This window comes from Pedobacter sp. AC190, from assembly GCF_979258025.1.
Genome location: NZ_OZ409824.1, coordinates 488,209 through 504,410 on the forward strand (window position 1 = coordinate 488,209; position 16,202 = coordinate 504,410).

The 16,202-nt window shown below is 37.7% G+C and carries 11 protein-coding genes and 1 rRNA gene; 3 read left to right on the top strand and 9 right to left on the bottom strand.

Features of this window, described 5'->3' with window-relative positions; all coding sequences use genetic code 11:
• Window positions 1–61 precede the first annotated feature (61 nt).
• From ACZZZI_RS02210 to ACZZZI_RS02225, 4 genes are all read right to left on the bottom strand, one after another.
• Window positions 62–1,471: a TolC family protein gene (locus ACZZZI_RS02210; RefSeq protein WP_316760979.1), complete on the bottom strand. Its 1,410-nt coding sequence runs from the start codon at window positions 1,469–1,471 to the stop codon at window positions 62–64.
• Window positions 1,458–4,652: an efflux RND transporter permease subunit gene (locus ACZZZI_RS02215; RefSeq protein WP_316760977.1), complete on the bottom strand. Its 3,195-nt coding sequence runs from the start codon at window positions 4,650–4,652 to the stop codon at window positions 1,458–1,460. Before ACZZZI_RS02215 ends, ACZZZI_RS02210 begins: the two co-directional genes overlap by 14 nt.
• Window positions 4,653–4,768: 116 nt before the next feature.
• Complete coding sequence (locus tag ACZZZI_RS02220) at window positions 4,769–5,959, bottom strand: efflux RND transporter periplasmic adaptor subunit (protein ID WP_316760975.1); 1,191 nt, start codon at window positions 5,957–5,959, stop codon at window positions 4,769–4,771.
• A 74-nt stretch (window positions 5,960–6,033) separates the two neighbouring features.
• Window positions 6,034–6,639 (bottom strand): TetR/AcrR family transcriptional regulator, encoded by a 606-nt coding sequence (locus ACZZZI_RS02225; protein ID WP_316760973.1) that lies wholly within the window; start codon window positions 6,637–6,639, stop codon window positions 6,034–6,036.
• A gap of 903 nt (window positions 6,640–7,542) precedes the next feature.
• On the opposite strand from ACZZZI_RS02225, the gene ACZZZI_RS02230 reads away from it, so the two are divergent.
• On the top strand, window positions 7,543–7,977 hold the full coding sequence (locus ACZZZI_RS02230; protein WP_316760971.1) for a GNAT family N-acetyltransferase: 435 nt from the start codon (window positions 7,543–7,545) through the stop codon (window positions 7,975–7,977).
• Window positions 7,978–8,540: 563 nt separating this feature from the next.
• Here ACZZZI_RS02230 and trpA read toward each other — a convergent pair.
• The 4 genes from trpA to trpD all read right to left on the bottom strand — a co-directional run bounded on the left by trpA (window position 8,541) and on the right by trpD (window position 12,537).
• Window positions 8,541–9,308: a tryptophan synthase subunit alpha gene (trpA, locus tag ACZZZI_RS02235; protein ID WP_463488480.1), complete on the bottom strand. Its 768-nt coding sequence runs from the start codon at window positions 9,306–9,308 to the stop codon at window positions 8,541–8,543.
• Between the two features lie 84 nt (window positions 9,309–9,392).
• Window positions 9,393–10,574, bottom strand: a complete 1,182-nt coding sequence (gene trpB / locus ACZZZI_RS02240; protein ID WP_344767637.1) for a tryptophan synthase subunit beta — start codon at window positions 10,572–10,574, stop codon at window positions 9,393–9,395.
• Between the two features lie 341 nt (window positions 10,575–10,915).
• The gene (locus ACZZZI_RS02245; protein ID WP_316760967.1) at window positions 10,916–11,551 is read right to left on the bottom strand and encodes a phosphoribosylanthranilate isomerase; all 636 of its coding nucleotides are present in this window, start codon (window positions 11,549–11,551) and stop codon (window positions 10,916–10,918) included.
• A complete protein-coding gene (gene trpD / locus ACZZZI_RS02250) occupies window positions 11,551–12,537 on the bottom strand; it encodes an anthranilate phosphoribosyltransferase (RefSeq protein ID WP_316760966.1) in 987 nt (328 codons plus the stop codon). Before trpD ends, ACZZZI_RS02245 begins: the two co-directional genes overlap by 1 nt.
• 352 nt (window positions 12,538–12,889) lie before the next feature.
• Here trpD and ACZZZI_RS02255 point away from each other — a divergent pair, with 352 nt between their 5' ends.
• Complete coding sequence (locus ACZZZI_RS02255) at window positions 12,890–13,837, top strand: ion channel (RefSeq protein WP_316760964.1); 948 nt, start codon at window positions 12,890–12,892, stop codon at window positions 13,835–13,837.
• 683 nt (window positions 13,838–14,520) lie between these two features.
• The gene (locus tag ACZZZI_RS02260; protein WP_463488481.1) at window positions 14,521–15,576 is read left to right on the top strand and encodes an IS110 family transposase; all 1,056 of its coding nucleotides are present in this window, start codon (window positions 14,521–14,523) and stop codon (window positions 15,574–15,576) included.
• Window positions 15,577–16,039: 463 nt separating this feature from the next.
• Here the strand turns inward: ACZZZI_RS02260 and rrf are convergent.
• Window positions 16,040–16,151, bottom strand: a 5S ribosomal RNA gene (rrf, locus tag ACZZZI_RS02265).
• Window positions 16,152–16,202: the final 51 nt, after the last annotated feature.

Below are 16,202 nucleotides of genomic sequence, written 5' to 3' on the forward strand. Positions count from 1 at the left end.
TCAAACGACTTAAATGCATTACATTCCTTATGTGGTTAAAATATTTTGTTAACGCAGGAACTTAATTCCAGCCACCACCCAAAGAGCGGTACAAACCAACAACTGCATTTAACTGTTCAGTTTTAATGGTTGTTAACTCTAATTCGCTTTGCAACAAATTACCCTGAGCCGTTATCACTTCTAAATAGTTGGCCATACCACTTTTAAACAACATACTTGCATTTTTAGATGCCTGTTGTAATGTCAAAGCTCTTTTTTCAGCGATACCATACTGCGTTTTCAATTTCTCTACTTTTGTTAACTCATCAGAAACCTCTCCTACCGCATTAATAACAGATTGACGGAATTGAATAACCGTTTTCTCCCTGTCAATTTTAGCCAGTTCTAACGTAGACTTCAATTGACCTCTTTGAAAAATGGGCTGTGTAATTCCACCGGAAACCAGGCCGAAGAGCGAGGCAGGCACATTAAACCAATTGCTGGCTTTAAACGAATTGATACCACCACTTGCTGTAATCACTAAAGATGGATACAAACTCGCTTTCGCCACACCAACCTTGGCATTTGCTATGTTTAAAGCCAACTCAGCAGACTTAATATCTGGCCTGCGGCTTAGCAACGATGATGGGAACCCAGCATTTAAGTCTTGTGGAATCGCCATTTTATCTAAACGATTCGAACGGTTAATCGCCTTTGGCATCGTACCAATCAACACGCTCAAAGCATTTTCCTGTAAAGCAACATTTTGCTCCAGGCGAGGAATTAATTGTGCCGCATTTAACTGCTGCGCCTCAGCCTGCTGGATTGCTAATGAAGTAACCTGACCAGCATCAAATTGTAAATTGATAATCCTTAAAGTACTATCGTTCAGTTTTAAATTCTTCTTGGCGATTTCTAATTGAGCATCAAGCATCAACAAATTATAATAGCCTTGCGCAACATTAGAAACCAAACGAGTTTGAACCGCTTTACGTGCCTCTTCGGTTTGCAAAAAACTGGCTAAAGCACCAGCTTTTTGATTACGGATTTTTCCCCAGATATCAGCTTCCCAAAGTAAGCCAAGGTTGGCATTATAATCTTCTATATGTGTTGAACCTGTAAACTGATTTAAGCTTAAGCCGTTTAAACTGTTGTCAGACGGGCGGCTTGAACTTGCCGCCACCTGTAACTTTAACTCAGGTAAATAACCCAATTTGGATTGTTTAAACAATACTTCAGCCGCATCGATATTTTTCAATGCAATTTGCATATCGTAATTCTTAACCAAAGCCGTATCAATTAAATTCTGTACGGTGAGGTCGTTGATAAAACTCTTCAAAGGCAAATCACCCACACTTGAAGAATCTTTTGGCATTGAATTTCTAAACATTTTTGGCGCCAAACTCTGTGGTAAAGCTAAATCTTTAGATACTGAACATCCGCTCCAGATTAAAGCAAAAAGCAGGATGCTTAAAATATTAAACCGTTTCATAAACTTCTTTAATTATAAGTTCTTCTTCATGATGAGGAACAACCTCATCTGATTTTCTTGATATTTTTTCTTGTAAAGCCTGGAAGATGACAAAGAGTACCGGGATGATAAACAAACCTAAAACTACGCCCGAAATCATTCCTCCCGCTGCACCAATACTGATCGAGTGGTTACCTTGTGCCGACGGACCTGTAGCGCCCATCATCGGAATTAAACCAACGATAAAAGCCAATGACGTCATAATAATCGGACGCAACCTCGATTTAGCAGCTTCCAATGCCGATGCAACCAATGGTTGTCCGCTTCTTCTCCGTTGAACCGCAAATTCTACAATCAGAATCGCGTTCTTAGCCAGCAATCCGATCAGCATAATCAGCGCAACCTGTACATAAATATTATTTTGAATACCTGTTAAACCAATGGCAACAAATACACCGAATATACCTGCTGGGATCGATAAGATTACCGAAAGAGGCAGAATATAACTTTCATACTGTGCCGAAAGCAGGAAGTAAATAAATACCAGACACAATAAGAAAATCACGGTCGATTGGCCACCAGAAGAAATTTCTTCACGGGTTTGACCAGAGAATTCGTAACTGTAACCAGATGGCAAATGTTTCTCAGCCACTTCTTCGATTGCCTTAATCGCCTGGCCAGAACTAAAACCTGGTTTCGGAATCGCGTTAATTGAAATCGAATTAAACAGATTGTATCTCGAAGCCGTTTCTGAACCATAAATACGACTCAATTTTACCAGCGTATTAATAGGTACCATTTCGCCACGGTTACTTTTCACAAAAACACGGTCGATTGATGATGGGTCTGCCCGATCCTGAACATCAGCCTGAACAACAACACGGTAATATTTACCGAAGCGGTTAAAATCTGATGCCTGTGCACTACCGAAATAAGTTTGCATGGTTTGCAAAATGTCTTTCACATTTACACCCAATTGGTCAGCTTTTTCGTCGTTGATATCCAATTGCAATTGTGGATAATCGGCTTTAAAACTGGTAAAAGCTACTGCTATTTCTGGGCGCTTCATTAATTCTCCAATAAATTGCTGAGAGATTCCGCTAAATTTATCCAGCTTACCGCCAGTTTTATCTTGGAGAACCATATCTAAGGCTTCCACATTACTAAAACCAGGTACCGTTGGAAAACTGAATACGAAGAAACTACCGCCGGTAATACCACCCAGTTTACCACGAACCTGATTCATGATCTCTTCGATGTTTTTTACTGCGCCACGCTCTTCATTTGGCTTTAACAATACGAAAACCACAGCTGAAGATGGACTGGTAGAATTGGTTAATAAGTTGAAACCTGAAATAGCCGTTACATCTCTTGAAGCATCTAACTTGCTTAATAAAGTTTCCGCTTCTGTCATTACTTTTTGTGTGCCCTCTAATGATGTACCCGATGGCGTATTTACCGCAATGGCGATAAAACCCTGGTCTTCTGTTGGAATAAATCCTGCAGGTGTGGTTTTTACCATGAAAACGGTAGCTAAAGTAATCAGCACTAAACCGCCCATGCTCAACCATTTATGACGAACCAAAAACTTCAAACCGCCAACATAACGATTGGTAAGGGAATTAAAACTGTGGTTAAATCCGTTGAAGAATCTTTGTTTGAAGTTTGATTTCTGCTCAGGTTTTTCACTAGGTGAAGAATGGTTATCTTTAAGAAATAAAGCAGCCAAAGCAGGACTTAAAGTTAAAGCGTTAACCGCTGAAATCACGATCGCAATAGCCATGGTAAAGGCAAACTGGCGATAGAAAACACCTGTAGAACCCTCCATAAAACCAACGGGTAAAAACACTGCGGCCATTACTAAAGTAATCGAAATAATTGCACCTGTAATTTCATGCATCGCTTCGTGCGTGGCTGCTTTTGGTGCCAAACCTTTGTGTTCCATCTTGGCGTGCACCGCCTCGACGACCACAATCGCGTCATCCACAACAATACCAATGGCCAAAATCAAGGCGAACAAAGTCAGTAAGTTAATAGAGAAACCGAATAACTGCATAAAGAAAAATGTACCCAGAATAGCTACTGGAACCGCAATAGCAGGAATTAAGGTTGATCTGAAATCCTGTAGGAATAAGAACACTACAATGAAAACCAGAATAAAAGCTTCAACCAATGTGTGTTCTACCTGCTCTATAGATTGATCTAAGGCAACCTTTGTACTATAAAAAATATTCTTTTTTATCCCCGCTGGAAAACTTTTCTCTGATTTCTCCATCAGCTTATTAATCGCCACCTGAATATCATTCGAGTTAGAGCCAGCCAATTGAATAATACCAATTACAATGGCTTTTTTACCATTGATACGCGTAATACTGTTGTAAGAATATGCACCTAATTCTACTCTTGCTACATCTTTCAAATGTAAAATAGAACCATCTGCATTGGCACGTATAGCTATATTTTCATATTCTTCTGGTTTGGTTAATTTACCTTTGTATTTAATTACATATTCGAAAACTTCCTTACTTTTCTCACCAAATTTACCCGGCGCAGCCTCCAAGCTTTTATCCTGAATGGCTTTCATCACCTCATTCGGGGTAACCTTATAAGTAGTCATTTGTGTTGGGTTTAACCAAACACGCATCGAATAATCTTTAACACCACCAAAAATAGCCGCAGAACCTACACCTGGAATACGTTTAATCTCTGGAATAATATTGATTTGCGCATAATTGGCTACGAAAGTCTGATCGTATTTCGATTCATCTTCTGTGTACAAACCAATAGCCATAATAAAACTATTCTGTTGTTTCGCTGTAGTTACGCCCTGCTGAACCACTTCTGCTGGTAACTGACTCGTAGCTTGTGCTACCCGATTCTGAACATTAACCGCTGCCTGATCGGCGTTAGTACCCAATTTAAAGAAAACGGTAATAGCTAACGAACCATCATTACTAGCTGTAGAACTCATGTAAGTCATGTTTTCTACCCCATTAATGGATTCTTCAAGCGATGGCGCAACCGAACGTAAAACAGTTTCGGCATTCGCACCAGGATAAACCGCCGTTACCAAAACAGATGGTGGCGCAATATCAGGAAACTGTTGTAAAGGCAGTTTCGTTAAACCAAGTACACCTAATATCACCAATAAGATGGAGATAACAGTTGCCAATACTGGTCTTTGTATAAATATCTTGAACATTTTGTTTTTATTTTATTTTTTGTTCTTGTAATATGCTTTAAGCTTTAGTATTTGAGCTTTGATCTTTAAACCTTTTACTTTTAACTTTCAACTAGCTTTCCGCTTTAGTCTTTCAGCTACAACTTTGCTGCCTTATCAGTTCCTTTTTCAGGCGTAATCACCTGTCCTTCTTGCAAACGGTCTAAACCGCTCAACACAATTTGATCGCCAGATTTTACACCATCTTTTACTAAATAATTGTTGCCACTTTTACCGATAACCGTAATAGGCATTTTGCTCACTTTATTGTCTTTGCTTACTGCAAAAACGAAAACTTTATCCTGCATTTCTACAGTAGCAGCTTGCGGAATCAATATGGCATCATCATGTAATAAACCTAAACGAACTTTACCCGTATTTCCAGAACGTAATGTTCCGTTTGCATTCGGGAAACTTGCTCTTAAAGTAATAGCGCCAGTATTTTTATCAAACTGTCCGTCAATCATATCGATCTTGCCTTTAATTGGATAAGTAGTATTATCCGATAAAAGCAACTCAACAGCTGGTAAGTGTTTAATCCTATCAGCTGGCGATTTACCAGGATAGTTGGCGTTGAAATTGTTGAAATCATTTTCAGCCAAAGAGAAATAAACATGCACTTCATGAATATCTGATAATTGCGTTAAAGCAGCCTGATCAGTTGGCGAAACCAAACTTCCTTGTTTCTTTGGAATACGACCGATATAACCGCTCACCGTAGCCTTAACATTGGTGTAACCCAAATTAATTTGGGCCGAAGCAACACTCGCTTTCGCTTGCTCTGCATTAGCTTGAGCAATTTTATAAGCGGTTTTGGCAGTTTTTAACTGGAAATCAGATACTACTTTATTTTGTACTAAAGGCGTTAATTTATCTACTTCTAACTGAGCATTTAAAATAGCAGCTTCAGCAGCATGCAAACTAGCTTTAGCATTATTTAAAGCTTCGCGGTAAGGGTTTTCATTGATTTTGAAAAGTGTTTGTCCAGCCGTTACATAAGCACCTTCGTTAACCAAAACACTTTGTAAATAACCGCTAACTTGCGGACGAATATCAATATCAACAGCACCTTGAATAGCTGCTGGATAATCGATATAAGTTGTTTGCGAGCTTTCGCTGATCAAACTTACAGGTAAAACTGGTGGCGGCGGTGCGGCAGCAGCTTGATCTGGAGATGATTTACAGCTTACCAGAATTATAGAGAGAGAAAAAATAATTAACATAGACTTAACCTGATTAAACCGTTTAACAGTGTTAAGTAAAATAAACAAGCGATGGATAGCATTCATATGATTATAATTTATTGTGGATTTAAAGTGTATAAATAATCTAACAGTGTTAAATGGTAGATTTAAAAAAAAGTTTAGCTGTTAATAGATAAAGTAATTCCCTTAATAGCGTCTTTCAAAATTTGTTGGTTAAGTTCGTCAGTTGTTCTACCATTTGGCCTAACCAGGTTAATCGAAATCAAACCATGAATAATCGACCAATAAGTATAGTACTTCATGCAGATGTCGTTTTCAGATACGGGTTTCTTTTCGAACAAAGATTCAATTACATCACCCAACATATTCGACACTTGTTCAGCTTCCTGCATAGAATTTTTCACCGTGCAGCAAACCATATCAACACCATACATCAGTTGGTAAAATTCTTTATGAGAAAAAGCGAAGTTCCAATAAGCAACCCACATGGCTTCCATTTGGTCTGCAGCGTTACCATGTTGATCACGAGCTTCGCGAATATCTTTACCTAAGATTTGGTATCCTCTTCTGGTTAGCTCCAATAAAATACCTTCCTTATTCGGGAAATATTCATAAATAATTGGCGCAGTATATTCAATCTGGTCGGCAATTTTACGCATACTCAAAGCCTGCCAACCTTCCGTTTGAACAATGTTCAAGGCTGCATCCAGAATACTGGTTCTGGTTTCTTCTTTTAAACGTAGAATTCTTTCTTTACTTCCCATGACTGGAATTATTAAGTGTAAATAATCTAACACCGTTAAGCAAATGTAGAACCATTTCAGAAATCAACAATCATGCTATTGTCAAATAGAATTTTCTCCTTCAAAAAGGTCGTTTACAGCATTTAAAATAGCATTTGTTTGGTAGATTTTTATCTTGAGTTTTTTGCAGCCTCTTAAAATTCATGACAAGCAGACAATTTTTCTTTTTTGGAAAGCAATAACTGTAGTCTTTTTGAAACGGAAGTCCCGCCCTTTATTACAATCTTTTTTAGATTCTGTTGTGCATGTAATGAAATTAGTCGTTTCCATCGCTTGCAGATGCTTCGTGCCTCAGCATGACAGCATGTTTAAGATAATTGCAATAAAAAAGTATTTCCATTTCGGTCGGGTTTAGATAACTTGGGCAATTTGCTATCTACAACAAACCACCCCCAATCCCTCAAAGTTTTTATGCATTTTGCAATTCCCCTCTCTCAGAGGGGTGCCCGCAGGGCGGGGTGTTTAATACATTTTGCTATTCAAGACGGTTGTCATTTCAAATGGTGCACCTTATACCAATTTTACATCGGTAACAGAACTACGAAATCTTTTAAACTGTACCGACAAATTTAAAAGATTTCTCCGCTTCGGTCGAAATGACGATTTATTAACAACTCTCCGCCTATCCAAATTGTCTTTCTATCCAACTAAGCCTTACCACTCTATCCCCGTTTCGCTAAAATCCGGCCTAACAAATTTTTGGGGGTGCACTATCCACGCCAAAGTAGAAACTTCAAAACAAAAATTTTCAGCCGGTGTTTTTTGCTTCTTTTTGACATCAAAAAGAAAAAGGCCCGTCCGGTCAGGACAAAAACATTTATTCTCTCTTAGCGTAAATCCTTACCCAAAACTTTATATTCGTTTATGATTTATCGTGAAGCCACAACAACCGACATCCCTCAAATACAAATTGTTCGACATACCGTCAAAGAAAACACGTTATCCAACCCAGCACTTGTAACCGATGCCGATTGCGAAGAATTCATAACCCAACGTGGCAAAGGTTGGGTTTGTGAAGTTGAAGAAGAAATAGTTGGCTTCTCTATTGTTGATTTGAAAGAGCACAACATTTGGGCACTTTTCCTTCGACCAGAATTTGAAGGTAAAGGCATCGGCAAAGAACTGCATCGCTTAATGATGGATTGGTACTTCAATCAAACAAAAGAAAAAGTTTGGTTGGGAACTGCGCCCAATACAAAGGCGGAAAAATTTTATGAATTACAAGGCTGGAAAAATGTCGGTATGGTAAATAAAGGAGAAGTAAAGTTCGAAATGCATTATGAGGATTGGTTTAAATAGTTCTTTCTATCGGTTGGTGTCTCACCGACCGAAACGTCATTAACTACGTACAAATGTTGTCCGCCTGAGCGTAGTCGAAGACCTGTTCAATTTTCGGAAAACAAAAAACAATCTATCCTTCGACTACGCTCAGGATGACAATTCTTTCTATCGATTGGTGTCTCACCAACCGAAACGTCATTAACTACGCACAAATGCTGTCCGTCTGAGCGTAGTCGAAGACCTGGTCAATTGTCGGAAAACAAAAAATAATCTATCCTTCGACTACGCTCAGGATGACAATTCTTTTTTGTTTTCACTTAAGTTAATGACGTTGCCCTGCCCCTCCAAATAGAGATAGCATGATGAAAAGGGAATTCATCAATCGGTTGGTGTCTCACCAACCGAAACAGTATAACGTAAGCTATTTTCCCACTACAAAAACCTTGAAAATTGTTATTGCTCGAAAATCCAACAATAAAGTACAACGATTGAAATAAAACGCTAAAATTAGCTATAGGGCTAGAAAAGCAGCAAAACTTAGTGTTCTTTGCGAATAACTTTGCGTCTTTGCGGTTAAATCATTAACCTTTAAACTTCTTCATAAAATCACTCACACGCTCTTCAATATTCCCGTCTTCAATAGCTTTAACGAATGCCGTTCCGATAATCGCTCCATTTGCGTAAGAACACGCTTTATCAAAAGTTTGTTTATCGCTAATACCAAAACCAATCATCGTTGGGTTTTTCAGGTTCATATTCTTAATTCTGCCAAAGTATGTTTCTGTGGTATCCCCTACTTCCAGGTTTTTACCTGTTGTTGCTGACGAAGAAAGTAGATAAATAAACCCATTGGTTAGCCCATCAATTTTGTGAATGCGTTCTTCAGCGGTTTGAGGAGTAATCAAAAACACATTACTTAAATTGTGCTCTTCAAAGCAAGTTTGGTAAAACTCCTCATATTCCACCATTGGCAAATCAGGAACGATACAACCATCAACGCCAACTTCGGCACAAGCTTTACAAAAGTTCTCTACACCAAATTGCAAAACTGGATTTACATAACCCATTAATAAAACAGGAATGGTTACGTTTTTACGCAGGTCTTTTAATTGCTCGAAAAGTACTTTCAGCGTCATGCCCTGGTCTAAAGATTTTTTGCTGCTTGCCTGAATTACCGGGCCATCAGCAACTGGATCAGAATATGGGAAACCAATCTCCAGCATATCTGCACCCGACTTTTCTAAAGCCTCGGCTATTTGTATAGTATCGCCGATATTTGGATAACCTGCGGTATAGTAAATTGATAATATATTTTTCTTCGTTTCGAAGAGTTGTTTGATTCTGTTCATAATATTAGTGGTAATGGTTATTTGGAAATAGGAAATAGATGGTAATTCAAGCCATTTCCAATTCACTATTTTCCATTCCCTTTTTTATAAATTAAAATATTTAATGTAAGTATCTAAATCCTTATCGCCTCTGCCCGACAAGCAAACCACTACATTTTCGCCACCTTTAAATTCCATCTTTTCCAGGTAAGCCAATGCATGAGCACTTTCTATTGCTGGAATAATCCCTTCTAATTGAGTGAGCAATAAACCAGCATCCAAACTTTCTTCATCAGTAATGGAAACATATTTTCCTCGACCAGTTTTAAACAAATGTGCATGCTGTGGACCGATTCCAGGATAATCCAAACCTGCTGAAACCGAATGCGGTTCTACCACTTGCCCATCTTCAGTTTGCATTAAAATACTTCTGCTGCCATGTAAAACCCCTTCTTTACCAAGATAGGTTGTTGCGGCAGAAAACCCACTAGAAACACCTTTACCAGCAGCTTCAACAGCGATTAATTTCACATTTTCATCATCCATAAAATGATAAAACATACCCATGGCATTACTACCACCACCTACGCAAGCCAAAACATAATCAGGCTGATCATTTCCAGTTTGCTCAATTAACTGTTTTTTAGTCTCCTCAGAAATGATGGATTGGAAAATCGCCACCATATCAGGATAAGGGTGTGGACCAACCACAGAGCCAATAATGTAATGCGTATCAACTGGGTTATTAATCCAATCACGCATAGCCTCATTGGTTGCATCTTTAAGTGTTTTACTTCCTGAACTTGCTGGAACAACCTTTGCACCCAACATTTTCATACGTGCAACATTTGGCGCCTGACGCTCGATATCAACCTCGCCCATATAAATCACACACTCTAGATTACGCAAGGCACAAACAGTAGCCGTTGCAACACCATGCTGACCAGCACCAGTTTCGGCAATAATTCTTTTCTTGCCTAACTTTTCAGCTAGTAAGATCTGACCGATGGTATTATTAATTTTATGTGCGCCAGTATGGTTTAAATCTTCTCTCTTCAAGAAAATATTTGCACCATACCTTTCTGATAACCTATTGGCTAAATATAATGGCGAAGGGCGGCCAACGTAATCTTTTAATAATTGATGAAATTCTTTCTGAAAATCGGCATCATCAATAATCTTTAAATAGTTTTGACGCAATTCCTCTACGTTTGGATAAAGCATTTCTGGGATGTATGCTCCACCGAAATCTCCGTAATATCCTTTTTCGTTTACTTTGTATTTCATATATCTTAATCAATATTCCATCAGTTGAAACCGACGGCAATGAATTGTATTTTTTTATTGCCCATGATTGAAATCATGGGTTGTTAGAAGTATTTTTTACCCGCTTGCAATTACATCCAGTTAAGCCTTACCAGTTCATCTCCGTTTTACTTCAATCCGGCCTAACAAATTTTTCGGGTTAGTCAGACCAAGCTAAATCACTAACTTCAAAAGAAAAATTTTCAGCCGGGAGTTTTGTTTCTTTTGCGGTCAAAAGAAAAAAGCCTGTCTGGCTAGGACAAATATAATTTAATTCCTCCCCCTGCCCCCTCCAAAGGGGGGATAGCGATGCGCAAAAAAAACTAATCTCCTAGCTTCGCTACAAATGCCTTAATCCGTTCTACATCTTTAACGCCAGGTTCAGTTTCAAATCTGCTGTTTATATCCAACCCATATAACCTTTCATCATTTATTCCCACAATTACATCAACATGCCCCAAATCAATCCCTCCACTTAAAAAGTAAGGCTTATCAATCGTATAACTTTCTAATATCTTCCAATCGAATGTTTTTCCTGAACCACCATGTGCTTTCGTTTTGGTATCGAACAGAAAGAAATCAACCACATTCTGGTATGCATCTAAAGTAGAAAAATCAAAATCTTCATCAACACCAAAAGCTTTAATCACTTCCAAATTATTAAAAGTAGCTTTCAATTCGGCGCAGTATTCGGGTGTCTCACTTCCATGTAATTGAACAGCCTTTAACTGATAAAGATTTATTTTTTTCTTCACAATTTCCAAATCCTCATCCACAAAAACACCAACAGTTTTAATCTCTGACGGAACGTATTTAATTAACTCTGCCGAAACATCACTAATATACCTTGGCGATTTATCATAAAAAATAAAGCCCAAATAATCAGGCTGCAAGCCTGCTACAGCAGCAATGTTCGCTGCGAATTTCATTCCACAAACCTTAAGTTTCAAATCTCTCATTAGGCTACTAATTTTTTAAAGCTATCTAATGCCTTTTTACTCGTTAGCGATTCCTCAGCTTCATAGAAACAATCTGCAAAACTTGCCGATGGTTTTATGGTTTTAATGGCCAGTGCAGAATTACAAAGCACCACATTATTCTGAACGTCCGTTGCCTCGCCATTTAGCACATCCATAAATATTTTCGCCGATGATTCTACCGTATCGCCACCTTTGATATCATTTATAGCAACCTTTTCAAAACCCATATCGTTCAGAGTCAAAATACTTTCTCCTTTGTTATTAAAAGTTTTCACATCGCAGGTTAATGATATTTCATCGTAACCCTCTAATGCGTGTACAATGGTATAATTCTTTGTAGTATCCTGGTATAAATAATTGTACAAACGAGCCAGTTCCAAACTAAAAACGCCAACCATTTGATATTTTGGTTGTGATGGATTAACCATTGGCCCTAACATATTGAAAAAAGTTTTCACACCCAATTCTTTACGAATAGGCGCAACAATTTTCATAGCTGGGTTAAACAGCGGAGCATGCAAAAAGCAAATTCCAGCACGATCTAAATTCCGTTTCAAAATATCCTGATCATTAGTGAAGCTATAACCCAAATACTCCATTACATTTGAAGAACCACAACCCGATGAAACCCCGTAATTACCATGTTTTGCCACCTGATAACCAGCTCCCGCTACTACAAACGATGAAAGTGTAGAAATATTAAAAGTATCCTTACCATCGCCACCAGTTCCACAAAGGTCGATTAATTCGTAGTTTGAAAAATCTGCTTTAATCCCTAAATCCAGCATCGCATCGCGAAAACCCTGCAATTCATCGACCGTGATGTTTCGCATGGCATAAGCAGTAATAAAAGCCGCAATTTGAGAAGAATTGAATTCGCCCTGCGTAATAGAAATCAGGATGTTTTTTGCCTCTTCCCTACTGAAACTCTTATTTTCAAATAAATGGTTTAATATCTTTTTCATGTTTTCTTTTATTTTAACCACGATGAACACAGATACACACAGATTTTTCTTTGTGTTTATCTTTTACTTTTATCTATGTCCATCTTTTCTATCTGCGGTTAATCACTTTTAACGCCAATTTCTTTCGTTTCGTGACGACACGAACCGAGGATATAGTTCAATAAAAAAAGGATTGCTTTTTGGGCAATCCTTTCAATTGTATTTAAAATATTTTAAAATATATAACAACAGAACTTGCCTAACGAATTTCGTTATGCCACCACCAATTGTTATTTAAGTTTTTAATTATCATGTTTGTATAAAACAAATATTAACATTGTTTTTTATAATTCCAAAATCTTTCTAAAAATATATGGCTTTCTTTAAAAGAAAAGTACAATTTAATGATGATTTAGGTTTCGGTTCTGTTCCCGTAATCAAAAATCAACGCGTTCTAAACACCGACGGTACACCAAATATCGAACGTATTGGCTTACCATGGTTTAAATTCGACGATACTTATACTCGTTTAGTAACCATGAGTTGGCCTCGTTTCTTCTTTGTTATTTTAATTGTTTACCTCATTGTAAATACACTTTTTGCAGCTGCTTATAATATTATTGGTATCGAAAACCTCAATGGCGCTAAAGGTACAACCCTCCGCGATCAATTTTTTGATGCCTTTTTCTTCTCTGCCCAAACCATTTCTACAGTAGGTTATGGTCATATTTCACCTCAAGGCTTCATCACAAGTATACTTGCTGCTTTCGAAAGTATGTTAGGTCTATTGGCTTTTGCACTAGCTACAGGACTACTTTATGGTCGCTTCAGCCGCCCTACCTCTAAAGTTTCTTTTAGTAAAAAAATGGTCGTCGCACCCTATCAAAATAAAACTGGTTTAATGTGTCGTTTGGTCAATTTGAGAAAAAATTCGCTAATTGATGTTGAAGTACAAATGTTCATGACCTTTAACGAAACCTTTGAAGGTAAACTCAAGCGCAGTTTTTATCCGCTCGAATTGGAGCGCAGCAAAATCAGTGTCCTATCCCTTAACTGGACAATCGTTCACCCAATCACAGAAGATAGCCCATTGTTTGAGAAAACATTAGATGAACTGATGGTTGCAGAGGTAGAGATATTTGTAATTTTAAGGGCTTTTGATGATACTTTTGCTCAAACTATCCACACCAGAACAAGCTATCAAGACGAAGATATTGAATGGAATGCTAAGTTTAAAATTATGCATTCACACAATGAGCAAGGAAAAACCGTAATGGATTATAGCCTATTTGATAAAACAGAAAAAGCTTTTATAGATTAAATTTCCAGTAAAACAATTTCGGTGCTTGTGGGCCAATGCAGTCCTGCTGTTTGCTGCAATCTTTTTGGCCATTGGAAGTACCCGATCGTATGAAAGCCTGGAAACCCAAAAAGGATTTTCGCTACCATCAGGTTTAAAGAGCAGGGACAAATACTTTTTTGAAACATTCATCCTGCCCAAAACAAATAAAAAAACCTAATAGCCCCTTAAATGAAACTTGAAAACTTAGATGCCCTAAGATATCTTAGCTGGTGAAATTAATATCCTGTTACCCTTAACCACTTTGGTCTTTTAGCTTTCTGCTTTAGTCATTAAGCTTTCAGCATAAACAATGGAGCAATTGAAATCCCCAGCATTCTGCTTTAGTCTTTTAGCATCTAACAATCTGTGCTCCTCCCTTTAGTCTGAAGGAATTATATTAATAATCCTTAAAATGAAACTTGAAAACTTAGATGCCCTCCTATGTTTACAAAGGCTTAAATTTGTGAATATAATTGATGGAGGATGAGAGCACATGGATGTCTAAATAGCTTTTTAGCATATTGTATCTAAGAACTTGCCTCATCCTTTTCTATCTTTTCGAGTTTGAACAGAATGTAAGGAACCATGCTTCATGATATCCAGAATATCCAACCAGGAGAGAAAACGAAGAGAGATTCATCAATTACATTATAAGATAAAAGATGAAAAAAGTATTAAAACAAGTATTGGGCATAGATGTAGCCCAGAAAGAATTAGTGGTAACCTTAGGTAGAACACTGGAAGATTTCACTATCGAGCTTTATGCCCATAAGGTTTTTAAGAATAGTGATTCGGGGATCAGATCACTATTGGAATGGGTTAAAAAACATACGGATAATACGATAAATATTCGTTACGTAATGGAGGCCACAGGCGTTTACCACCAGAAAATTGCCTATCATCTGGCAGAAAATGACTATGAAGTAAGTATTATTCTGCCCAATAAGATAAGCAACTATATGCGCACATTAGAGAACAAGACCATCACTGATAAAACTTGTTCAGAAGCTATAGCCCAGTTTGGATTAGAGCGTAAGTTAGATAATTGGCAAAGGCCAAAGGCGGTGTATAGAAATCTTCAACAACTATCACGAGAGCGTGATCAAATTGTATCAGAAAGATCCATGGTTAAAAATCAGTTGCATGCAGAAAGTTCTGAAGCATATCCCTACCAGAAAAGTATAGAGCGGCTACAGGACAGAATATTTTTTTTGAATAAACAGGAAAAAGAAATCAAGCAAGATATCAAAGAGATTGTTAGCGAAAATAAAGATTTGGAGCAAGAAGTGCGGATTATGAGCTCAATACCGGGTGTTGGAGAATTGACAGCAATAATTGTTCTGGCAGAAACTAACGGATTTGAATTGATACGGAGTAAAAAACAGCTTACCAGCTACGCAGGCCTTGATGTAAAAGAAAAACAATCCGGTACATCAGTAAAAGGAAAGCCAAAGATATCTAAGAAAGGAAATCGAAGTTTAAGAAAGGCAATGTACCTGCCGGCATTAAGTGCTGTTAAATGGGACGAAAGATTTAAGGCAATATATGCCAGAATTGTGGGTAGAAATGGAATAAAAATGAAAGGGTTAGTCGCAGTACAAAGAAAATTATTAGAAATGATGTATATATTATTTAAAAATAAAAATACATATGATACCCATTATCTTGAAAAAGAGAATAGCGTACAGATACAAGATCAGTACGCTATTACAGGCTAGTTCTAGACTGCCTAGAAAACAAAATTAATAAAATATTATTTGGAAATCAACACAGAATCTTAGATGTCTTAGCTGGTGAAATTAATATCCTGTTACCCTTAACCACTTTGGTCTTTCCGCTTTCTGCTTTAGTCATTAAGCTTTCAGCATAAACAATAGATCAATTGAAATCCCCAACCTGACGTTTTGGTCTTTTAGCATCTAACAATCTGTGCTCTTCTCTTTAGTCTGAAGGAATTATATTAATAACCCTTAAATGAAACTGGAAACCTTAGATTCCCTTAGAATGTCTTAGCTGGTAAAATCAATTTCCTGTTACCCTTAACCACTTTGGTCTTTAATCTTTCTGCTTTAGTCTTTTAGCTTTCCGCTTTAAGCATCATACAAAAACCCTGTAAACCAAGAAACCCCTGCAGTTGTTACTACAAGGGTTCTTTTATTAATCTGCTTTTAGCAGTTTAAGATTTGGCACCGACCTACTCTCCCACGTGTTACCGCAGTACCATCGGCTCTGGTGGGCTTAACTTCTCTGTTCGGAATGGGAAGAGGTGGACACCACCGATATAGGCACCTAAATGTTTTTAAATAAGTGTTACGTTTTAAGTATCAGGTTTTACGTTTTTGAA